Origin of the sequence: Providencia sp. JGM181 (genome assembly GCF_018257375.1) — a bacterium.
Lineage (GTDB): Bacteria > Pseudomonadota > Gammaproteobacteria > Enterobacterales > Enterobacteriaceae > Providencia > Providencia lanzhouensis.
Genome location: NZ_JAERJY010000049.1, coordinates 1 through 21485 on the forward strand (window position 1 = coordinate 1; position 21485 = coordinate 21485).

At 43.6% G+C, this 21485-nt stretch carries 18 protein-coding genes; 14 read left to right on the top strand and 4 right to left on the bottom strand.

What is annotated here, in order from left to right:
* Positions 1-644 (top strand): outer membrane protein (locus JK188_RS08580; RefSeq protein ID WP_211888635.1); only part of this gene is annotated, 644 nt, incomplete at its 5' end.
* A 99-nt stretch (positions 645-743) separates the two neighbouring features.
* Here the strand turns inward: JK188_RS08580 and rpmE are convergent.
* Entirely contained in the window at positions 744-959 is a 216-nt protein-coding gene (gene rpmE / locus JK188_RS08585; RefSeq protein WP_036950864.1) for a 50S ribosomal protein L31, read from the bottom strand.
* A gap of 225 nt (positions 960-1184) precedes the next feature.
* Here rpmE and priA point away from each other — a divergent pair, with 225 nt between their 5' ends.
* The 7 genes from priA to rraA all read left to right on the top strand — a co-directional run bounded on the left by priA (position 1185) and on the right by rraA (position 9399).
* A complete protein-coding gene (gene priA / locus JK188_RS08590) occupies positions 1185-3383 on the top strand; it encodes a primosomal protein N' (RefSeq protein WP_211887673.1) in 2199 nt (732 codons plus the stop codon).
* Positions 3384-3673: 290 nt separating this feature from the next.
* Entirely contained in the window at positions 3674-4702 is a 1029-nt protein-coding gene (cytR, locus tag JK188_RS08595) for a DNA-binding transcriptional regulator CytR (RefSeq protein ID WP_036950860.1), read from the top strand.
* A gap of 72 nt (positions 4703-4774) precedes the next feature.
* A complete protein-coding gene (gene ftsN / locus JK188_RS08600; RefSeq protein ID WP_211887671.1) occupies positions 4775-5614 on the top strand; it encodes a cell division protein FtsN in 840 nt (279 codons plus the stop codon).
* Between the two features lie 167 nt (positions 5615-5781).
* A complete protein-coding gene (gene hslV, locus JK188_RS08605) occupies positions 5782-6312 on the top strand; it encodes an ATP-dependent protease subunit HslV (RefSeq protein ID WP_006660514.1) in 531 nt (176 codons plus the stop codon).
* Between the two features lie 11 nt (positions 6313-6323).
* Positions 6324-7658, top strand: coding sequence for an HslU--HslV peptidase ATPase subunit (hslU, locus tag JK188_RS08610; protein ID WP_108479178.1), 1335 nt, complete (start codon positions 6324-6326; stop codon positions 7656-7658).
* 185 nt (positions 7659-7843) lie between these two features.
* The gene (locus tag JK188_RS08615) at positions 7844-8761 is read left to right on the top strand and encodes a 1,4-dihydroxy-2-naphthoate polyprenyltransferase (RefSeq protein WP_036950853.1); all 918 of its coding nucleotides are present in this window, start codon (positions 7844-7846) and stop codon (positions 8759-8761) included.
* 119 nt (positions 8762-8880) lie between these two features.
* On the top strand, positions 8881-9399 hold the full coding sequence (gene rraA, locus JK188_RS08620) for a ribonuclease E activity regulator RraA (RefSeq protein ID WP_154603274.1): 519 nt from the start codon (positions 8881-8883) through the stop codon (positions 9397-9399).
* Between the two features lie 227 nt (positions 9400-9626).
* Here rraA and zapB read toward each other — a convergent pair whose 3' ends face one another.
* Complete coding sequence (gene zapB, locus JK188_RS08625) at positions 9627-9866, bottom strand: cell division protein ZapB (protein ID WP_211887669.1); 240 nt, start codon at positions 9864-9866, stop codon at positions 9627-9629.
* A gap of 305 nt (positions 9867-10171) precedes the next feature.
* Here zapB and JK188_RS08630 point away from each other — a divergent pair, with 305 nt between their 5' ends.
* From JK188_RS08630 to JK188_RS08640, 3 genes are all read left to right on the top strand, one after another.
* Positions 10172-11002, top strand: coding sequence for an MIP/aquaporin family protein (locus JK188_RS08630; RefSeq protein ID WP_036950846.1), 831 nt, complete (start codon positions 10172-10174; stop codon positions 11000-11002).
* A 70-nt stretch (positions 11003-11072) separates the two neighbouring features.
* Complete coding sequence (gene glpK / locus JK188_RS08635; protein WP_211887668.1) at positions 11073-12599, top strand: glycerol kinase GlpK; 1527 nt, start codon at positions 11073-11075, stop codon at positions 12597-12599.
* A 261-nt stretch (positions 12600-12860) separates the two neighbouring features.
* On the top strand, positions 12861-16907 hold the full coding sequence (locus JK188_RS08640; protein ID WP_211887666.1) for a hypothetical protein: 4047 nt from the start codon (positions 12861-12863) through the stop codon (positions 16905-16907).
* A gap of 54 nt (positions 16908-16961) precedes the next feature.
* Here JK188_RS08640 and emrD read toward each other — a convergent pair whose 3' ends face one another.
* On the bottom strand, positions 16962-18146 hold the full coding sequence (emrD, locus tag JK188_RS08645; protein ID WP_036950922.1) for a multidrug efflux MFS transporter EmrD: 1185 nt from the start codon (positions 18144-18146) through the stop codon (positions 16962-16964).
* 442 nt (positions 18147-18588) lie between these two features.
* On the opposite strand from emrD, the gene fpr reads away from it, so the two are divergent.
* A complete protein-coding gene (gene fpr / locus JK188_RS08650; protein WP_154609494.1) occupies positions 18589-19335 on the top strand; it encodes a ferredoxin--NADP(+) reductase in 747 nt (248 codons plus the stop codon).
* A gap of 11 nt (positions 19336-19346) precedes the next feature.
* Here fpr and JK188_RS08655 read toward each other — a convergent pair whose 3' ends face one another.
* Entirely contained in the window at positions 19347-19769 is a 423-nt protein-coding gene (locus tag JK188_RS08655) for a DUF805 domain-containing protein (RefSeq protein WP_036950836.1), read from the bottom strand.
* Positions 19770-19821: 52 nt separating this feature from the next.
* Here JK188_RS08655 and JK188_RS08660 point away from each other — a divergent pair, with 52 nt between their 5' ends.
* Both JK188_RS08660 and tpiA read left to right on the top strand, forming a co-directional pair.
* Positions 19822-20448, top strand: a complete 627-nt coding sequence (locus JK188_RS08660) for a DUF1454 family protein (RefSeq protein WP_211887664.1) — start codon at positions 19822-19824, stop codon at positions 20446-20448.
* A gap of 196 nt (positions 20449-20644) precedes the next feature.
* Entirely contained in the window at positions 20645-21415 is a 771-nt protein-coding gene (gene tpiA, locus JK188_RS08665) for a triose-phosphate isomerase (RefSeq protein ID WP_036950832.1), read from the top strand.
* Positions 21416-21485: the final 70 nt, after the last annotated feature.

The window sequence follows — 21485 nt, forward strand, 5'->3', positions numbered from 1 at the left end:
TATCTGTCCTGAATATATATGATTCTAAATTCGAATACAGTAATGAAAAAAAATCTGATTTCAGAACACTAAAATTTAATGATAAAAGTCACCCTGCTTTTGGTAATTTTATCGGTATTGGCTATGATTTTTATGACCAATTTTCAGTGCCTGTACGCACTGAGGTAGAAGTGGGTATGCGAGGAAAAGTTAGCGATACTCATAACCTTAATGCACTTTCTGGTTCAGCCAGTAATTCTGGCTCTTCTGATATGAAAAACGAAGCGACGCTAACGACCGTTATGTTAAATAGCTACTATGATATGAAAAATCAAACCGCATTCACGCCCTATATTTCTTTTGGGCTCGGATTAGCAAGTACACGGTATGAAAATACACAACGGTCAGAATTCGAAATTTTTGGTTTTAAACAAAGTTCAAATCAATCAAAGTCAGATAGAATCAATAAACTAGCATGGAGTTTAGGGCTGGGTAGCCGATATGCTTTCAACGATAACCTCTCATTTGACTTGGGCTATCGATTTACCGAAGCAGGTAAATACAAAATATCCATGGCAAATGCCCTCGATAAAAACGCGACGGAAACATCCACCATCAATCTCGCCAGCCATGACTTTATGTTCGGGATCGCCTACCGTTTTTAATACACCTAATTCAGTAAATTTTAAGCAATAAAAAACCTGTTCAATTGAACAGGTTTTCTTACTGAATACGTTAAATCAACTTCAACGTGACAGGTTTTATTACTTTTTAGCACCTGGGATGCTGAAACGCTGGTTGAAGCGATCAACACGACCACCGGTAGCAACATCACGTTGTTTACCAGTATAGAACGGATGGCAGTTACCACAAACGTCCAGGTTCAGAGAGTGACCAGCTGTTGAGTTGATTTTCATTACGTTGCCGCAAGAACAAGTTGCAGTAACTTCTTCGTATTTAGGGTGAATACCTTTTTTCATGGGAGAACCTCTAATAAGGCCGTGTCGCCATTCCAGCCCTAACGCCGGACACCACACGTCGTGTTGATTAAATTTAGTTTATTGGCAAAACAAAATTAATTGATACCAAAGGCGGCGGATCATACAGAAAATCTGTTTATCACGCAATGAAAATAGCATGATTTTTGTGGTACTCTAACAGAATACCCTCATATTTTTGTACAAAAAACAGACGGAAATCCAGCTATGATCGTCGTTCAGGTGGCGTTACCTGTTCCATTAAATCGCACATTTGATTATCTCTTGGGTGCAAATATGCCAGTCCCCGTCATCGGTGGACGAGTTATGGTGCCTTTTGGCAAACGCCAAGCCCTTGGTGTGGTTGTTAATCTGAGCGATAAAAGCGAATTTCCCGAAGACCAACTCAAAGCCGTGGAGCTGGTGTTAGATTCAAAAACCCTGTTCCCCGACGATCTCTGGCAGCTGCTGTTATGGTCATCTCAATACTACCATTATCCTATTGGCGAAGTGCTATTTCACGCGATGCCAACCCTATTGCGCCAAGGGAAGCCTGCGGAATTTACGCCGATCTGGCAATGGCAAGTAACTGAAGAAGGCCAAGCGGCGGATCTGAATGAGCTAAAACGATCCCCAAAACAGCAGCAAGCATTAGCGCTCTTACGCCGCCGTCCGGTTTATCGCCATCAAGTTAGTGAGCTTGAAATCAGTGAAAGCGCCCTGCAAGCATTAAAGAAAAAACAGTATGCCGAGTTGTACCCTGTTCAGCCGGTTGCAGAAAAGTGGCAATCGCAATTTGCCGTCAGCGGAGAACGTTTACGACTCAATAGCGAACAAGCCACTGCTGTAGGCGCAATTCGCGCAGAAGATGATAATTTTTCGCCGTGGTTACTGGCGGGGATCACCGGATCGGGAAAAACCGAAGTCTACCTGAGTGTGTTAGAAAATATTCTGGCTCAAGGTAAACAAGCCTTGGTATTAGTCCCCGAAATTGGCTTAACACCACAAACCATTAATCGCTTCCGTGAACGCTTTAACGTTCCTGTGGATGTGCTGCATTCTGCACTCAATGACAGTGAACGCTTAGCGGTTTGGTTACGGGCAAAGCAAGGTTCTAACGGCATTATCATCGGGACTCGCTCTGCCTTGTTCACGCCATTTGCCCGTCTTGGCATTATTATTATCGATGAAGAGCATGACAGTTCGTATAAACAGCAAGATGGCTGGCGCTACCATGCCCGTGATTTGGCGGTTTTCCGTGCAAAAAAAGAAAATATCCCAATTATCATGGGAACTGCGACGCCATCACTCGAAACACTGAGCAATGTTCAACAGAATAAATATCGTCAATTAAATCTCACTATCCGTGCAGGAAACGCCCGTCCCGCTGAGCAGCATTTGATTGATTTAAAAGGGCAGCCGCTTAAATTTGGGCTATCCCATTTACTGATCCAACATATTAAAAATCACCTCGCACAAAATAATCAGGTGATTTTATTTTTAAACCGCCGAGGTTATTCGCCTGCACTTATCTGCCATGAATGCGGTTGGATAGCGGAATGCCAGCGTTGTGATCATTACTATACTTTGCACCAAAATTTTCATCAGTTACGTTGCCATCACTGTGATAGCCAGCGCCCTGTTCCGCGCCAATGCCCGCAATGTGGATCAACGCATTTAGTGCCTGTCGGAATGGGAACCGAGCAGCTAGAAGAAGGAATTTCCGAGCTATTTCCGGATGTGCCTGTCACCCGTATTGACCGTGACACCACCAGCCGAAAAGGGGAACTGGAGCAACATTTGAACGCTGTCCATGAAGGTGGCGCGCGAATTTTGATTGGCACACAAATGCTGGCGAAAGGACACCATTTTCCAGATGTGACTCTCGTGGCATTGCTGGATGTTGATGGCGCCTTATTTTCTAGCGATTTTAGAGCCGCCGAACGTTTCGCACAATTATATGTGCAGGTCTCAGGACGAGCAGGACGGGCAGGTAAGCAGGGGGAAGTGTTCTTACAGACTCACCACCCTGAGCACCCGCTTTTGCTCACCTTACTAGAAAGTGGCTATAACGCCTTTTCTGCAGAAGCCCTTGAAGAGCGCCGAGTGGCAATGCTTCCACCGTTTACTAGCCACATTCTTATTCGGTCTGAAGATCATAATAATCAGGATTCAAGGCAGTTTTTACAGAATGTTCGCCAATATATTAGCCAACACCCACAAAGTGACTCACGCTTATGGATTTTAGGTCCTGCACCGTCTATTCAAGCCAAACGAGGCGGACGTTTTCGCTGGCAGCTTTTATTGCAACATCCATCACGCGCCTATCTGCAACAGTTTATGGCGCAATTATTACCTGAGTTACTAAAACAACCGGAAAGCCGCAAGGTAAAATGGAATATTGACGTAGATCCTACGGACGGTTAACAGCACTCATTTACCCGAAATAGGGGTGCTGTAACTAACTGACTCCAATAACTAAACCGTCATTTTTTGCCATAAACGCATGGATTAAGAATTTGGATTAAGTGGTTATCACTATAACTATTTTCAAATTTTGCGAGGCAGCTCTAAAAAATGATGCAAGTCACACTTTTTATGCAAACTAGGTAACAGATATTATTGTGAAACTCTTTAGAATGTCTTTTAATTAACAAAATGACGTGTTCGCGCCATTCAAAAAAAAGCAATCGATTAAATAGACAAAGGAAGGCGTTGTGGAAAGTAAAAAGCACAATAATACGGCGACCATGAAAGATGTCGCGAACGCAGCTGGCGTATCAACAGCCACCGTTTCTCGGACATTGATGAACCCTGAAAAAGTCTCCCTGCAAACACGCCAAAAAGTTGAGCAAGCCGTCTTAGATGTTGGCTATTATCCTCATAACCTTGCCCGCAGCTATAAACGCAATGAATCCAAAACTATTCTCGCGATCGTCCCAGACATTAGCGATCCATTCTTCAGCGATGTGATCTGCGGTATTGAAGAAGTGGCTGCTCACGAAGGTTACTTTGTGCTGATTGGTGACTGTAAACATCAACAGAAACAAGAAAATGCCTTTATCAACCTGATCATTACCAAACAGATTGATGGCATGGTTCTGTTGGGCTCTAACTTACCGTTTGATGTCTCAACCGAAGAACAAAAAAATCTACCGCCAATTGTGATGGCTAACGAATTCGCGCCAGAGTTAAAACTCCCAACGGTGCATATTGATAACCTCACCGCGGCCTTCAATGCTACCCATTACCTGCTAAAACAAGGTCATAAACGTATTGCTTGTATCGCAGGACCTGAAGAGATGCCACATAGCCAATACCGCTTAGAAGGGTATAAAAAAGCCATGTTACGCACCGGAGAAGGGCTAAGAGAGAGCTATATTGTTCGTGGGGATTTCTCTCATGAAAGCGGCGCTGAAGCATTAAAAACATTACTTTCTTTACCAGAGCCACCGACTGCCGTTTTCTGCCATACTGATATCATGGCATTCGGTGCCATGTGGCAAGCGAAGAAAATGGGTCTGAACATTCCAGACGATATCTCTTTTGTCGGCTTTGATAACCTTGAGCAAGCCAAATATACATTACCCGCACTGACGACCATCAATCACCCTCGCAGGGAAATTGGTCGCCATGCGATGCTATTATTACTAGAACAGCTACACGGAAATAGTGTCACTGCAGGTTCTCGTCTCCTAGATTCTGATTTAATCGTTAGAGAGAGTACAAAAGCGCCTAAATGCTAGGCAAAATCGTTAAGGTTAAGTAACATATGACCTAAATAACGATTAACAACTGACAACTAGTGAATTAATAGCGTGGCACAAAAAGATTATGTAGCTCGAGGACGGTCGTCCGCTCGTAAAAAAAGCAAAGGCAAATCGAAGAAGGCCCAAGGGCTACCGCTAACCACATTAATTGTGGCGGTCGCTATTGTGGTGTTATTCGTAGGTGGGCTATTTTTTATTACTCATAATAAAAAAGAAGCGCCTCAAACTGCACTCCCCACTCAAGCTGCAAAACCGGGTAGCACGCTGCCACCTAAACCTGAAGAACCTTGGCGCTATAAAAGGGAGCTGGAAGAGCCTTGGCAAGATTACACTTCGCCATCGCAACCTAGCACAAATAGCGGCAATATTCGTCAGTCTGATCTCACTACCGAACAGCGCCAGTTGTTAGAACAAATGGATTCTGATCGTCGTCAACCTGTGACCAACCTGCAAGAAGTGCCATTTAATGGTAAGCCGGTACCGCGCTCACAAGTAGTGATCAATGAACCAGCTAAGCCCGTTGAAGCTCCAACCCAACGCAAACCGTCGATTATTGAGCAAAAACCGGAAACACGTCCAGTTGCGCCAGTTCAGCAAGCTCAGCCTGTCACAAAACCGGAAGTGAAATCTGAGCCTAAACCTGAAACGGCTCCGGTGAATAAAATGCAGAATATGCTCGTTCAATGCGGTTCATTTAAAACAGCAGAGCAGGCTGAGTCAGTACGTGCCACTCTCGCATTTGCGGGTATCGAAAGTCGCGTCACCGCAGGTGGTGGCTGGCATCGCATCGTATTAGGCCCATATTCTAAGTCCACCGCTGAAAGCATGCGTGACCGTGCAGCAGGCGTTGGCGTGAGTGGTTGTATTCTTCGTGCTTCTGGGGGTTGAAAAATCCCCGCCGCCCCCCCATCTACTGTTTTAACGTACTCGTAAGCAGTTATTTTTGAGATCAATCTCTTTCAAGTGATAGTGAATAGACCACTATCACTTGAAATTTATCTATCAAAAAATGAAATCAACTGCATTCTTTTTGTAATACAACCAGGGGCTAACTCATGACAACAATCGTAAGTGTTCGCCGTAATGGCCAAGTTGTAATCGGTGGTGATGGACAGGCGACGATGGGTAATACCGTCATGAAAGGCAATGTCCGCAAAGTTCGCCGTTTATATAACGACAAAGTCATTGCAGGATTTGCCGGTGGCACCGCAGACGCATTCACACTCTTTGAACTGTTCGAGCGCAAACTTGAACTCCATCAAGGACACCTCACTAAAGCGGCGGTGGAATTAGCCAAAGATTGGCGTACCGACCGCATGCTGCGCAAATTAGAAGCACTGCTTGCCGTCGCTGATGAACACACTTCATTAATTATTACGGGTAATGGCGACGTCGTTCAGCCTGAAAATGACCTGATTGCGATTGGCTCTGGTGGTCCATATGCCCAATCAGCAGCACGCGCCCTTCTCGAAAATACAGACTTAAGCGCTCGCGAAATCGCGGAAAAAGCCCTCGCGATAGCGGGAGATATCTGTATTTACACCAACCATAATGTCAACTTTGAAGAAATTTCTTCAAAATCATAAGGATTGCTAGCATGTCCGAAATGACTCCACGCGAAATTGTCAGCGAACTCGACAACCATATTATTGGTCAACATAAAGCTAAACGTTCTGTTGCTATCGCCCTGCGTAACCGCTGGCGCCGTATGCAGTTAAATGAGCATTTACGCCATGAAGTGACTCCAAAAAACATACTGATGATTGGTCCTACCGGGGTAGGTAAAACCGAAATCGCACGCCGTTTAGCCAAACTGGCAAATGCGCCATTCATCAAAGTTGAAGCCACTAAGTTCACGGAAGTGGGCTATGTAGGTAAAGAAGTTGACTCTATCATCCGCGATCTTACCGATTCTGCGGTAAAAATGGTGCGTTTACAGTCTATCGAGAAAAACCGTTATCGTGCCGAAGAAATGGCGGAAGAACGCATTCTTGATGTGTTGATCCCACCAGCAAAAAATAACTGGGGACAAGCAGAGCCTGTTGATGAGCAATCACCAGCACGCCAAGCATTCCGTAAGAAGTTACGTGAAGGTCAATTAGACGATAAAGAAATTGAAATTGAAGTTTCCGCAGCACCAATGGGCGTTGAAATCATGGCTCCTCCAGGCATGGAAGAGATGACCAACCAGCTACAATCTATGTTCCAAAACTTAGCAGGTCAAAAACAGAAGCCTCGTAAGATGAAAATCAAAGAAGCTTTTAAACTGCTGGTGGAAGAAGAAGCGGCAAAACTGGTTAATCCTGAAGAGCTGAAAGAACAAGCCATTGAAGCCGTTGAACAAAACGGTATCGTGTTTATTGATGAGTTTGATAAAATCTGTAAACGCGGCGGTCAAAGTTCAGGTCCAGATGTGTCCCGTGAAGGGGTTCAGCGTGACCTATTACCATTAATCGAAGGCTGCACCATCTCAACCAAACACGGTATGGTGAAAACTGACCACATCCTGTTTATCGCATCTGGGGCATTCCAAGTTTCTAGCCCATCTGATTTGATTCCGGAACTGCAAGGTCGTCTGCCAATTCGTGTTGAACTTCAGGCGCTGACCACTGAAGATTTCGAGCGCATCTTAACTGAGCCTAATGCTTCTTTGACTGAACAGTACAAAGCGTTGATGGCAACAGAAGGTGTTAGCGTTGAATTCACCGCAGATGGTATTCGTAAAATTGCAGAATCTGCATGGCAAGTGAATGAATCAACCGAGAATATCGGTGCGCGTCGTTTACATACTGTGCTAGAACGTCTGATGGAAGATATCTCTTTCGACGCCAGCGAGCGCGACGGACAAAGCATTACAATCGATGCTGAGTATGTCCGCCAGCACTTAGACGAACTGGTAGCAGACGAAGACCTGAGTAGATTTATTTTATAATCTTATTAATTATCAGGTTTTCATGTATCCTTAATGGATGTTAGCTAAAGTGCAGCAATCTTGCTGCACTTTTGACATATAAAATCCAACTTAATAAGAACATTTACTCCCAATAATTCAAACGGTCACTCAGCAGCAAAGCCACGTTACCCATTGAAATATCACGAGTACGGTGAATAAATTACATGAACTCATCTTCAATCAGCCGCAAACAAGCTTGGCTAGAAAGTTTACGACCAAAAACCCTACCATTAGGGGTGATTGCCATCGTCACTGGATCCGCATTGACCTATTTCACGGGTAACTTTAAGTGGCCTGTCGCTCTGCTTTCTATTATCACAGCGGGCTTATTACAAATTTTATCTAACCTCGCCAATGACTATGGCGATGCGATTAAAGGCTCAGACACCGCTGAACGCATCGGACCTCTGCGTGGAATGCAAAAAGGCGTCATCACCAAAGAAGATATGAAAAAAGCGCTGAAGCTGAATATCTTCGCGGCTTGCCTTTCCGGTCTATTGTTGATTATTGTCGCGTGCGAAAAACCAGAAGATGCCATCGGATTCCTTGGCTTAGGGTTAGTGGCTATCGTGGCTGCCATTACGTATACCGTCGGTAAAAAACCTTATGGCTACCTTGGCCTTGGGGATATTTCCGTCCTCATTTTCTTTGGTTGGTTAAGTGTGATTGGTACTTTTTACCTACAAGCGAATAGCTTTAATATCATCACTATCCTACCAGCAACAGCTTGCGGTTTACTGTCTGTAGCTGTTTTAAATATCAATAACATGCGTGATATTGAAAACGACATTAAAGCGGGTAAAAACACGTTGGCAGTGCGTTTAGGTCCACAAGGCGCGCGCATGTACCACGCCATTATCATCATCGTTTCCATCTTATGTTTGGTATTTTTCAATTTACTCTATTTAACAGGTTGGGCGGGCTGGTTATTCTTATTGGCGGTACCAATGCTGATGAATCATGTGCGCAAAGTGCTTTCTGATCCTACCCCAGAAGGGATGCGCCCAATGTTAGAAAATATGGTGAAAATCGCTTTAGTCACCAACGTTTTATTCTCCCTTGGGGTTATCCTGAGTAAATAGTCTCAATTATTTGCTGTTTTTTTGACTTTTCCCGCTTATTTTCTGGCGGGAATTTTGCCAATCAGTGACTAAAAGGGATATACTGACCTTCCTCTTGCAGCAAAAAAGACCTAAATCCTATGAAATATGATACTTCCGAACTCTGCGACATCTACCAAGAAAGCGTTAATGTAGTAGAACCTTTATTCTCCAACTTTGGTGGACGTACTTCATTTGGCGGTCAAATCATTACAGTAAAATGCTTTGAAGATAATGGCATTCTGTATGATTTGCTGGAAGAAGACGGCCATGGGCGCATCTTGCTGGTGGATGGCGGTGGTTCAGTGCGTAAAGCGCTGATTGACGCTGAACTTGCTCGATTAGCGGTAGACAATGGCTGGGAAGGTATTGTGGTTTACGGTGCCGTCCGTCAAGTGGATGCATTAATGGAGTTAGATCTCGGCATCCAAGCAGTTGCTGCAATCCCTGCGGGTTGCCCTGACGAAGGTATCGGCGAAAGCGATATCCGCGTTAATTTTGGCGGCGTGACGTTCTTCTCTGGCGATTATCTGTATGCCGATAACACGGGCATGATTTTATCCGAAGAACCACTAACCCAAGCAGCCAACGACGATTTCGACGAAGCCATCGACGAATAATCCCCACCAAATTCCACAAAAAAGGCAGATATCACTATCTGCCTTTTTCTTTTCTGTTTTCCGCTTTCTGATTTTCACTTCTTTCAGAAAACACTTCTCTGCATTCCCAAAATAATTCGAGTCACAGGTAGGCGGCGAGTGGAGGATATCCCGATGAGCATACACAAGTATGTGATTCGGGTATCCAAACGAAGCCAACACCCCTGTGGCTTGAAGTATGAAGGGAATTAGACTTCTTCCATCTTGCCGAGCAGGGTCCGTAAACGCTCCTGCCAAGTCGCCTGCTCTTGCTTCAGCTGTTCATTTTCACGAACCAGTGATTCAGTACCTGATTTGTTGGCTTGTAACTCTTGGCTTAATGTACTGTTTTGTTCTTTCAGTTCATCAATTTCCATTTGCATTAATGCGATGGTGTCGATGGCTTGTTGAACTTTGGATTCTAGTTTCTCAAATACTTCAAATGACATGTTCGGATCTCCCTTTATAAGCGCTTTCCCCCGATTGTAAGTAGCATGATCCTCTGTGTCCAGTGACTTACACTTGATTACAAACATTATTCTTTTAATTGTCTCGCCCGTGACTATTCAAATGTTTGAATTCGACCTTAAAAATGATTGTTTGTTTTCGTTTTTTGGTGATTTGACACACAGTTTTCACAAATCGCAATATTCGATTATCTTTTTTCTCGCTAAATTAACAGAATAAATTTTCGCAGAGAAAATTATACTCGTGCAAAACACCTCTCTTAACAACTATTGCAGGATGAACATTTATGAGCAAAATGACACCTTCAACACTGACAGGTCAGTGTATATCGGAGTTTCTTGGAACTGCTCTGTTGGTTTTTTTTGGTTTAGGATGTGTCGCGGCTGTACGTATTGCAGGTGCTCAGTTAGGTCTTTGGGAAATTAGTGTGATTTGGGGCTTCGGCGTCGCACTGGCTGTTTACCTAACTGCGGGCATCTCTGGCGCTCACTTAAACCCTGCCGTCACATTAGCATTATGGTTATTCGCGTGTTTCGATAAGCGAAAAGTCGTTCCTTACATTATCGCTCAAATGCTCGGGGGCTTTTGTGCTGCTGCCCTAGTTTACTCAATGTATTCCCCTGTTTTTTTCGATTACGAACAAGTTCACCATATTGTTCGTGGCACACAAGAAAGTTTGTTTACAGCGGGTGTCTTCTCAACTTACCCTGCGCCACAAATCAGCGTGTTCCATGCATTCTTTATTGAAGTGGTAATTGCCGCCATTTTAGTCTGCTTAATTTTAGGTTTAACTGATGATGGCAATGGCGTTCCTAAAGGTCCATTAGCACCATTATTAATTGGTATCTTAATTGCGGTTATCGGTGGCTCTTTTGGTCCATTGACTGGATTCGCCTTAAACCCAGCGCGTGACTTTGGTCCGAAAGTCGTGGCTTATTTAGCTGGATGGGGTGATATTGCCCTGACAGGCGGACGTGATATTCCTTATTTCCTTGTCCCATTGACTGCACCGATTGTTGGTGGTCTGCTAGGGGCATTCGGTTACCGTAAACTCATTGGTCGCCATCTGCCTTGCATGACTTGCGAGTCTGATGAAGAAGAGAAAAAATCCTCTTAATACCGTTTATTATTTCTAAAACTGGGTTTACCTAAAACCAGATTAACCCATTGCTGAACAGGTTTAAATTATGACAACAGAAACCAATATCGTTAAAAAATATATTGTCGCTCTTGATCAAGGGACAACCAGTTCACGAGCTGTCGTTCTCGACCATGATGCAAATATCGTCAGTATTTCCCAGCGCGAATTCACGCAGATCTACCCGAAACCAGGCTGGGTAGAACATGACCCAATGGAAATTTGGGCAACGCAAAGTTCGACGTTAATTGAAGTTCTCGCTAAAGCCGATATTCGTACCGATGAAGTGGCAGGTATCGGTATCACCAACCAACGTGAAACCACGATTGTTTGGGAGAAAGCGACAGGTAAACCCGTCTATAATGCGATTGTTTGGCAATGCCGCCGTACCGCTGACTTTTGTACCCATTTAAAAACGAACGATAAAGAACTTGAAGAGTATATTCGACAAAATACGGGTTTAGTGGTCGACCCTTACTTCTCAGGAACCAAAGTAAAATGGATCCTCGATAACGTCGAAGGTGCTCGTGAACGCGCAGAAAAAGGTGAATTACTGTTCGGTACTGTCGATACTTGGTTAGTTTGGAAAATGACCCAAGGTCGCGTCCACGTCACTGATTATACCAACGCTTCTCGTACCATGTTATTCAACATTCGTAATTTAGAATGGGATGACAAAATCCTTAAAGCGTTAAATATTCCTCGTAACATGCTGCCAGAAGTCCGCCCTTCTTCTGAAGTTTACGGACAAACCAACATTGGGGGTAAAGGCGGTACGCGTATCCCAATTTCCGGTATTGCGGGTGACCAACAAGCGGCGCTGTATGGTCAACTGTGCGTAAAATCTGGTATGGCAAAAAATACCTACGGAACTGGCTGCTTCTTATTGATGAATACCGGCGATACTGCGGTTCGTTCTAACCATGGTCTGTTAACCACGATTGCTTGCGGTCCTAAAGGCGAAGTGAACTATGCCCTTGAAGGTGCGGTGTTTGTGGGTGGTGCCTCTATTCAGTGGCTGCGTGATGAACTGAAACTGATTGATGAATCCACCGACTCCGAATATTTCGCAACCAAAGTTAAAGATAGCAACGGTGTGTATGTGGTGCCTGCATTCACTGGTTTAGGCGCTCCTTATTGGGATCCGTATGCGCGCGGCGCTATCTTTGGTTTAACCCGTGGGGCAAACCGCAACCACATTATTCGTGCAACACTGGAATCTATCGCGTATCAAACCCGCGATGTCCTCGATGCGATGCAAGCCGATTCTGGTGAGCGCCTTAAAGCCTTACGTGTGGACGGTGGCGCCGTTGCGAACAACTTCCTGATGCAGTTCCAGTCTGACATTCTCGGCACCTCTGTAGAACGCCCTGAAATCCGTGAAAGCACCGCGCTGGGTGCCGCTTACTTAGCGGGTATCGCCGTTGGATTCTGGGAAAGCTTGGATGAGCTGCAAAGTAAAGCCAACATTGAGCGTGTCTTTAAACCGGGTATTGAAACCACTGAGCGCAATTATAAATACGAAGGCTGGAAAAAAGCGGTCGCTCGTGCCCAAGAGTGGGAAGATCGCGCTTAATTTTTCGGTATCACGACATATATTGCTAAACAAAATATATTGCTAAACAAACCGTCAAAGCAGTGCTCCGGCACTGCTTTTTTTATGAAATTTTCCCATCAAACCACACCAGTAATTAGCTAATAAATAAAAAGACAATTATCAGATAAATAATAAATTAGAAAGCTCCCGCCTGCTTATCTAGAATTCGTTCCTGCAATAACTATGTTTATAAATTCTTTTATAAAAAATTATTTTTAGATTATTTCCGGAGTGAAGGTTATGGATAACCGAAAAAAATATGCATTGATGCACACCAATCAACCCAGTGCACAACTCACATCCCAAGCACAACAGCATGGATATTTAGAGCTTGGCCTATACAGAAATCGAGGACGAGTTGCAAAAATCCACACAGACAGTTTTTACTTCGAAGGACTGCAAGACGATCCTCAGAAAACGCATTCAGGACAAGCCGCTTTTGATATCACAAACTGGTTACTGGATAAGCCTCGTTTACCGGGAGAACAGCGAAAAAACTATCTATTAAGCACTCTAGATGAAGATGATTTTTCAGGGTTTAAATTCCATCCATTGCATAATTTATGGGTTGATAGCTTTAACTCCCCTCATCAATGGCGCGATGGAGAGCCTCGTTCTCAATCGCAATTTGTTGAGTTACTACTTCCAAGCGGCCAATCAGAGCGCCATTATGGCATGCTCATTCTTGCGAGTGATGCTAACGATCTGCAAGTAGAGCTGGCACGACATTGGCTTGAATTGACTGGTGGCGGCTTACTGATTATTGAAAATGATACAACGCTTATCTCGAAGCCAGTTCAATTGCTTCTTGACGAGCTAGAATACATACAAGACTCTCCAGCGTCTGAGCAAGATACAACGATTTTCACTCAATATTCTCAACCAGGGATATCCGTCACTGCCACCCCTGCATCCGATGAAGATAGCTCCGAGCAAAAATATTATATTCTAGATAATTTAACTTACTATTTCAGCGGATTACCTCAACAAATAGAGCCAACCACTTGGGTTTATGAAGGCGTTCTCACCGTGCCTAAATCTGAACGCCTTATCCTCTATGTGGATACGCAATATCATCCCTATAACCTCACACTGGATATTGATCAGTACACTCATCAAATTAATGCTCAAGATGAATGTGGCGAAATCGTGATTAAACATATCCAAAAGGGGCAGCAAGTTCACTTTAAAATCACCACCACGACACAAGATAATGCCCCCAATATCCGCTTAGGGTGGGGGTTTTCAGGGCAAGAATCAGTACAGTTTATTCCTGATGATTTCATTCATCACACTCCCTTGATTACCACAGAAAATACCTCGGTTGAGCAACCTGCCCCACATTCTTTATTCAACCCTGATGGCTACCAACAGGCACTGTCATTACCTTCTACGTCTATAAGCTCGTTCGCACTCACGGAAGCGACGTTACAAAATAGCCACTCTTTTTCAATTCAGATTAATAACTCACGGCTGAACACTGTTTTGAGGCTGGATGATATCAGCCTATCATCACACGATTCCTGGGAGGGACTTGCTGCCGAAATCGAAGACTATATTAATCAGCAACTCGCTGATCTTGAACTCCCACTTATCTCCGCTCACTATAAAAATAACCAGATTGTCATCACCTGTGGCGGCATGATTGTTTCCCAATTTCAGCTAAAAAATCAGCAGTTACACCCTCTTCTTATTGCAGAAAATCCCCATGGTATCGCCAATCAATTTCACGTAGGTGTGCTGTCTGGAAGTTTGCCATTTCATGAGGAAATTGTGTATTTTCAGCTTATTGAAGAGCCATTATTTGGAGAGGTTGTATTAAACGAAATAACCGGAGAATGGCAATATATACCTGATGGTAAACAATCTTTCCGTGGGCATGACCAGTTTGATTTTATTGCCATTATGAAAGATGGCTCTGTTTCTGCCCCTATGTCTATTCAGCTACAATCTGAAGAAGCGCCTTATCTGTCCCTTCCAAGTAAGCGTACTTTTACGTTACCAGATCCGGTTTATCATCAGCCTCAGATGCGCCATCACCCCGTGCCAAGCGATATGCAAATTCACAATATTCAGCTAGCACAAACCCACTTACTTGAGCCCCATACTAAATACTTCAGTTTAACGGCTGACCGACCCGCTTTATTAAAAATTGATATTACCAGTGACTCTGAGGCTACAGCGCCCGATATTGTGGCCATTATTCGAGATAAAGAGGGAATTGAATTAGAGAAAGTGGTTTTAACGGGTCCATCAAACCTTCCCGCCGCTCTCACCCCACCGCCTAATACGCCTAGCTTCGAAGCTAAAGATTGGCACCGTTACAGCTATACCGCGCCGATAAAGGGAAAATGGATTCAACCTGATATGGAGATACAAATTCTCGCGGGGGGTATACCAATAACTCAATATGGCATCCAAAATGTTGAAGCTAAATACGCAATGCCTGGTGAAGGTACACCATTTCCCTTCTATACCGCTGAAGGAAGTTTTTTTCCTAGAATCAAAAAGATAAAGCCCATCACTGCATATGTCGCGCATAAAACGCTTTACCAAGATGGACACGGTACTTACTCTTATTCTCCTCTCAGTTGGGGATTAGAAGCGCTCGCCAAATTACCCATTCACCAGCTAACCTTATATAGCTATCCCCCTATCCCTCAGAAATCGGCTTTATACCCTTGTATCGTTCAAGATGATGCGATTTATACAGATAGAACGACGCTGATTCATCTTTTATATGACGCTCCAAGCAGTATCCAAGAACCATCAATGTCACAAATTGAGAGCTCTTATTTAGAGAGCCAAAAAGCAGCGCGGAGAACAGAGCTGTATAGCGAATTTTTTTATATCGCTATCCTGCCGCTATCTATGGAGGGGGGCACATCAGGTGTGATTGGGTTAGCAACCCATAACTTTGGTGGCGGAATATCAAAACCCAGTATTTTATGGCATGAAATGTTTGGGCATGGTCTTGCACTCGACCATACCACAAAAGAAGGTTACCCATATCCAGCGGAAAGTCATGGTAAGAACATTGCATATGATTCATATCGCCAGCAATACACAACCTTCCGTAAAGACGAGCCAGAATATGAGATTATACCCGCAATGTATCCGAGTGATTATCCTCATTACAGCGATCAATACGACGCATTCTTAGCGCATTCAGATTACTATATTTACTTGGCTCAACATTTTTTATCTAAAATTAACGAAAGTGAAGTCCCAGGCGAATATGTCTCCGTCTACCAACTTAATGGCATATTTCTTCCTTTACCTAATGGCTCACAGCACCCCTATAGCTACCTCACCGTGACTCAAACTATCGGGCAATTGATCCAACAGGATCATTCTGATTCCCCTCATAGTTTGACGATCACCTATGTCACACCATCCGGTCTACTCACCGAATCCCTAAAAATTTCCTTGAGGGATAACGAACTTAATTTGAACATTCCCAATAAGGGGGAATTAGTCAGCATTGAGATTATCGAATCTAAAGAAAACAACGACACAACGCTCTATCACTATAAAAATCCTGAATCCCTAGCAAATCGCTTATTTATTTATGGTGATGGAAAAACTGTGCCGGAACAATTACAGATAGATAACTATTGGCGTGGTAGCAGACTGTTTTGGTCGGTGAGTGAAGATAGTCGAACATTGTGTGCAAAATGGGTCGAAAAAGGGCGATTAAACCTGCAATACTTTTCATTAGACCCATCGCAGCCCATTGTGGATACTGAAGCAACATTTACTCCGCTCAACCATTTTGATTTATATGAAGAAAATTCATTCGCATCACTCCCTCAGCGGGCTGTACTATCCGATGTTCAGTTACTGTCTGATGTGCAACTTAATCAACAAATTGATATTGGCGAATTTGCATCATCAAACAATATCTACTGGGCAACCATCTGCCTTTATGATGAGCAAGGTGAAATTCAAGAATATGCACCTATAGAGCCTTGGTACCTTTCAGCTCAAGATGGTATTTTGACGGTAAAAGGCACGATAGACAGTACCCCAGATTTAAAGATCGCAGGCATTAAAATATATTCCGATATCCACTTACAAGATGACGTAGCTGCTAATTCTATATTCATTGGACAGAATGCCCAAAATACACTCTCAGAAAATAAGGAATTTCTAAACTACGATCGCCCTATGGAATTTAACTCGCTCGCTTCACAAATGGCAGGAATGAAAGAGGACACAATTGGCGCACAACAACAGGCCACTCAATGGATTGAAGCAGCGCATTTCATACCATTAGCCGCATAATAAATCAGGGGGCTTATTTGCCCCCTGAACATAAATCTAAAACAACACTCTAAATTAAACCATACGCTCGGTATGACTCATACGACGCGCTAATGGCAGCCAGCACAATACGACTAGCATCGACATCAAGAACATCAACAAACCAAGGCTAAACTGGCCATTTTGTGGCATTAACGCAGACACCCACGTTGCAACACCAGAACCCACGTTCTGTAAACCACCCACTAATGCCCCTGCGGCACCGGCTAAATATGGGAATGGCTCCATCGCACCAGTAGTCGCCAACGGGAATAACATTCCAGCACCAAAGAAGAAAATGGCGGCAGGTACCAACAGTGTCCATGTATTCATGATGCCAAACCAACCTGGTACCCACATCATGATGCCCGCAGCTAAACAAATCAGTACAGACTGCCACATCAAGGTGGAGAAATTCTTACCTTCACGCCCCGCGTACCAAGCACCAAAGAACGCCGCAGGAATAGGCAAAATAAACAGAATACTGACGGTAATACTGCTTAGCCCTAAGACACCACCCATCAATACACCGCTACAAGCTTCAAAAACTGCGATCCCCGCCAGAGCACCAATCAACATCGTCAAATACGAAAGAAACGAACCGTTAGATAATAATTCACGGTATGACGCCACTAAATTATGTTTTTCAGGTGAAATAGGACGAGTCTCCGGCATCCAGCGATACATACTGAACAACACTCCGCCACCCAACAGGAATAAGAAAATATAACAGGCGTGCCAACCAAAAAAGTGCGCCAGTATCCCACCAAACATAGGGGCTAACAGTGGGCTCACTAACACCCCCATATTGAGCAAACTATTGGCGTAACGTAGTGCAGTGCCTTTATACAGGTCACGCGGCATGGTTCTCACCATTACTCCAGCAACCCCTGTACCTAAACCTTGTAAACCACTCGCTACTGTCAATACCGTCAATGTTGGGGCGAAAATAGCGACAATCGTTGAAATTAAGAAGATAGATAACCCGGCTAAAATCACCGGACGGCGACCAATTTGGTCAGATAACGGGCCATACAGTAACTGGGAAAAACCGTAAGAAAACAGATACGCCGCCATAACGCGCTGTACGGCACCCGAAGGTTCACCGAAATACACCGCAATTTCAGCAATAACGGGAACATAAACAGTTTGAGTCATTTGCCCAACCGCAGCGAGGGCAATCAACATTAGCAACAGATTAAAATTTTCAAGCTTTCTCATTTTGCTCTCAGACATTCACAATTCCTGAGCACACAATAGCGCCGCATTATTAAAGTTTAATAACACGAACAGTTGCACTCAGGATTAAATAATAGATTTTTATTCGTTGTTTTGCCCATTACATTGGAATTATATAACTAGCAAACAATTGATGTTGTTCTTGTGTGATAAAGATAACAAAATTTATGAATTTTTCGAGGTAGGACACCATTTTAATTTACTTTGCGTTGGCAGTAATATTCGCCACCTCTGTCAACTTAACTGTACATTAAAATTACCAAACTCCCCATTTACAGAATAATCCACTAAAACACTTTATCGATAAGCATAAACAATGAACTGATCTAGTATGAAATCCTATTAACTTCAGCAATGTATATCTTAAATAATTCACACTGTTGAATACTTTCTCTGAGGCTTTTTCGATAAGAGGGACAAATTTATGGCGAATTGGGTAACAGGTCGGGTGGTTGAGGCCAAATATTGGACAGAAACCTTGTTTAGTTTAGTGGTGGATGCGCCTATTCAACCGTTTATTGCAGGACAATTTGCTAAACTCGCCCTTGAAGTTAATGGGGAACGCGTTGCCCGCGCCTACTCGTATGTGAATGCCCCCAGTGACAACCGCCTTGAATTCTATTTTGTCATTGTTCCCAATGGAAAACTGAGCCCGAAGCTAGCTGAGCTACAAATCGGCGATACACTGCAAATCACCGATGAGGCCTCTGGCTTCTTTGTGCTAGATGAAATCCCAGAATGTAAACATCTTTGGATGCTTTCAACAGGTACGGCTATTGGTCCATTTCTCTCTATTTTACAAGAGAATAAAGGGCTAGAACGCTTTGAAAAAATCGTCTTACTGCATGCCGTGCGTTACCAAAAAGATCTGAGTTACCTGCCGCTCATGCAGCAATTAGAGCAGCAATTCCAAGGAAAACTACGCATTGTCACTGTTGTGAGCCGTGAACACGCCCCCGGCTCACTATATGGACGGGTTCCCGCATTAATTGAAGATCATCAATTGGAAGAGTTTGTTGGGTTGCCGATTGACGCAGATAAATGCCACATCATGCTGTGTGGCAACCCAGAAATGGTGCGAGATACACGGGATAAACTCAAAGAAACCCACGGGTTAGTTAAACATTTACGCCGTAAACCGGGACATATTACTAGCGAACAGTACTGGTAATAGCCTAACTGCTAAGACAGATAATCAACCTTATCTGTCTTTTCTCCATACGGATTTTCACCTTCCATTCCTACAAAAACGCCACAATCAATCAGCATCATCATCGTAATCAGCAATGGAAGAAAGCGTCCAATGCCCCATTGCCAAATTTCCGCCAATTGACTGACATCGAAGGAAAAAAGGGCAAAGGCTAACACGACTAAAGCAAACCATCCCCCCGGTTTACCTCTATCATGAAGGCGCTTAGTGAAAATTGCAGCAAGGGGATACAGTAATAAAATAAACAACACCACCACAACAACATCCGGTAATGAAAACGCGTTTTGAAAGAGAGAAATCAGGGTCATCAAAATAAAACAGCCTGCAACACCCGCCCAAAATGGTCGTCGTCCAATTCTGCCTTTAAAGGAAAAAGCCCATTGTAGTAATGTCATTGTGTGTAATCCTGATACAATATTAATCTCTGAAGAATAAGTGGCAGAAAAAATGGCTCAACCAATATTCCGTTCCATGTCCATCATCATAACCGCTTTTGTGTGCTATTTTCCACAAATGGCACTCTCCCAAAAGGTACCGACGTTACCTGATACCAACTTAAGCGTCGCCTATTTAGCGCCTGATGCGCCAACCTTTAATCTCACGATCCCAGAGCTACGTAGTCAATTTAATCAAACCTATAAAGATTTGTATCTTCACGAATACAAAGTGATTGCTAGCCAAGATATATCAGCGCCCTACATTCGTGCCGCATCACGGATTAATCAACAAATATACTCATCTGCCGTCCTCGAACGGGGTAGTGAGAAAATTAAAAGCTTACAAATCACATTATTGCCTACTGACAACGAAGCTGACGCCCAAGAAAGTCGCCAATTAATTGAGCGCTATATCATCGCTATTATTCATCAATTTGACCCTAATGTTTCTTTGGATAAAGCCCCTGAGCTGACCGCCGCGCTGAACAAGTTTATGGCCAATAAAACCCCAATTCGCGCAGAAGAAGCGAGATTAGGTGCATTACGATATATTTTGGTAAAAAGTGACAATAATGTGCTTACTTTTGCTGTTGAACCGATTAAGCTAGAGCAACAAGCAAGCGAAAGCAGTAAATAATTGAGAGCAACAAACACGCGAAATGGATGATGATCACGCTCTAGCAATAAGCATGATGAAAAGCAAAGCTATTATTATCCATTGTTCCTATAATGCAGGAACAGCGACAGAAACGTCTCGTTGCGCGTAACACTTTGATCGCGTGATGAAAAACTAATCGATAAATCATTCAAACTTTTTGGTTGGAGGAAATAACATGCGACATCCATTGGTAATGGGTAACTGGAAACTGAACGGCAGTACCCAGATGGTCAATGAACTGATTGCTGGCCTGCGTAACGAACTGAGCAGCGTTGATGGCTGTGACGTAGCAATTGCACCACCAGCAATGTACTTAACTCAGGCTAAACACGCTATCGCTGGCAGCCGCATTGCATTAGGCGCACAAAACGTTGACGTCAACCTGTCTGGCGCATTTACTGGCGAAATTTCTGCTGAAATGCTGAAAGATGTTGGTGCAAAATACATCATCATCGGTCACTCAGAGCGCCGTACTTATCACAAAGAAAGTGATGAGTTCGTTGCAAAACAATTTGCAGTGCTGAAAGAACAAGGTTTAATCCCAGTTCTGTGTATCGGTGAAAGCGAAGCAGAAAACGAAGCTGGCAAGACTGAAGAAGTTTGTGCTCGTCAAATCGATGCAGTCCTGAACACATTAGGTGCAGAAGCATTCCAAGGCGCGGTTATCGCTTATGAGCCAATCTGGGCAATCGGAACGGGTAAATCTGCAACTCCAGCGCAAGCGCAAGCAGTACATAAATTTATTCGTAGCCACATTGCGAAAAAAGATGCAGCTGTCGCTGAGCAAGTAATCATTCAATACGGCGGTTCTGTTAACGCAGGCAACGCAGCTGAGTTATTCACTCAACCAGATATCGATGGTGCTTTAGTTGGCGGCGCGTCCTTAAAAGCAGATGCTTTTGCGGTGATTGTTAAAGCAGCAGCTGAAGCAAAAAAAGCTAAATAATTAAATTCTGCATTTAATTATTTTATTTAACCGTCTATTTTAATTTAACATTAAATAGACGGTTTTATTT

Excerpts from the sequence above, each read along its gene's own strand:
- rpmE (WP_036950864.1), bottom strand. The coding sequence starts at position 959 with ATGAAAAAAGGTATTCACCCTAAATACGAAGAAGTTACTGCAACTTGT.
- priA (WP_211887673.1), top strand. The coding sequence starts at position 1,185 with ATGATCGTCGTTCAGGTGGCGTTACCTGTTCCATTAAATCGCACATTT.
- hslV (WP_006660514.1), top strand. The coding sequence starts at position 5,782 with ATGACAACAATCGTAAGTGTTCGCCGTAATGGCCAAGTTGTAATCGGT.
- hslU (WP_108479178.1), top strand. The coding sequence starts at position 6,324 with ATGTCCGAAATGACTCCACGCGAAATTGTCAGCGAACTCGACAACCAT.
- JK188_RS08615 (WP_036950853.1), top strand. The coding sequence starts at position 7,844 with ATGAACTCATCTTCAATCAGCCGCAAACAAGCTTGGCTAGAAAGTTTA.
- rraA (WP_154603274.1), top strand. The coding sequence starts at position 8,881 with ATGAAATATGATACTTCCGAACTCTGCGACATCTACCAAGAAAGCGTT.
- zapB (WP_211887669.1), bottom strand. The coding sequence starts at position 9,866 with ATGTCATTTGAAGTATTTGAGAAACTAGAATCCAAAGTTCAACAAGCC.
- JK188_RS08630 (WP_036950846.1), top strand. The coding sequence starts at position 10,172 with ATGAGCAAAATGACACCTTCAACACTGACAGGTCAGTGTATATCGGAG.
- glpK (WP_211887668.1), top strand. The coding sequence starts at position 11,073 with ATGACAACAGAAACCAATATCGTTAAAAAATATATTGTCGCTCTTGAT.
- JK188_RS08640 (WP_211887666.1), top strand. The coding sequence starts at position 12,861 with ATGGATAACCGAAAAAAATATGCATTGATGCACACCAATCAACCCAGT.
- emrD (WP_036950922.1), bottom strand. The coding sequence starts at position 18,146 with ATGAGAAAGCTTGAAAATTTTAATCTGTTGCTAATGTTGATTGCCCTC.
- fpr (WP_154609494.1), top strand. The coding sequence starts at position 18,589 with ATGGCGAATTGGGTAACAGGTCGGGTGGTTGAGGCCAAATATTGGACA.
- JK188_RS08655 (WP_036950836.1), bottom strand. The coding sequence starts at position 19,769 with ATGACATTACTACAATGGGCTTTTTCCTTTAAAGGCAGAATTGGACGA.
- JK188_RS08660 (WP_211887664.1), top strand. The coding sequence starts at position 19,822 with ATGGCTCAACCAATATTCCGTTCCATGTCCATCATCATAACCGCTTTT.
- tpiA (WP_036950832.1), top strand. The coding sequence starts at position 20,645 with ATGCGACATCCATTGGTAATGGGTAACTGGAAACTGAACGGCAGTACC.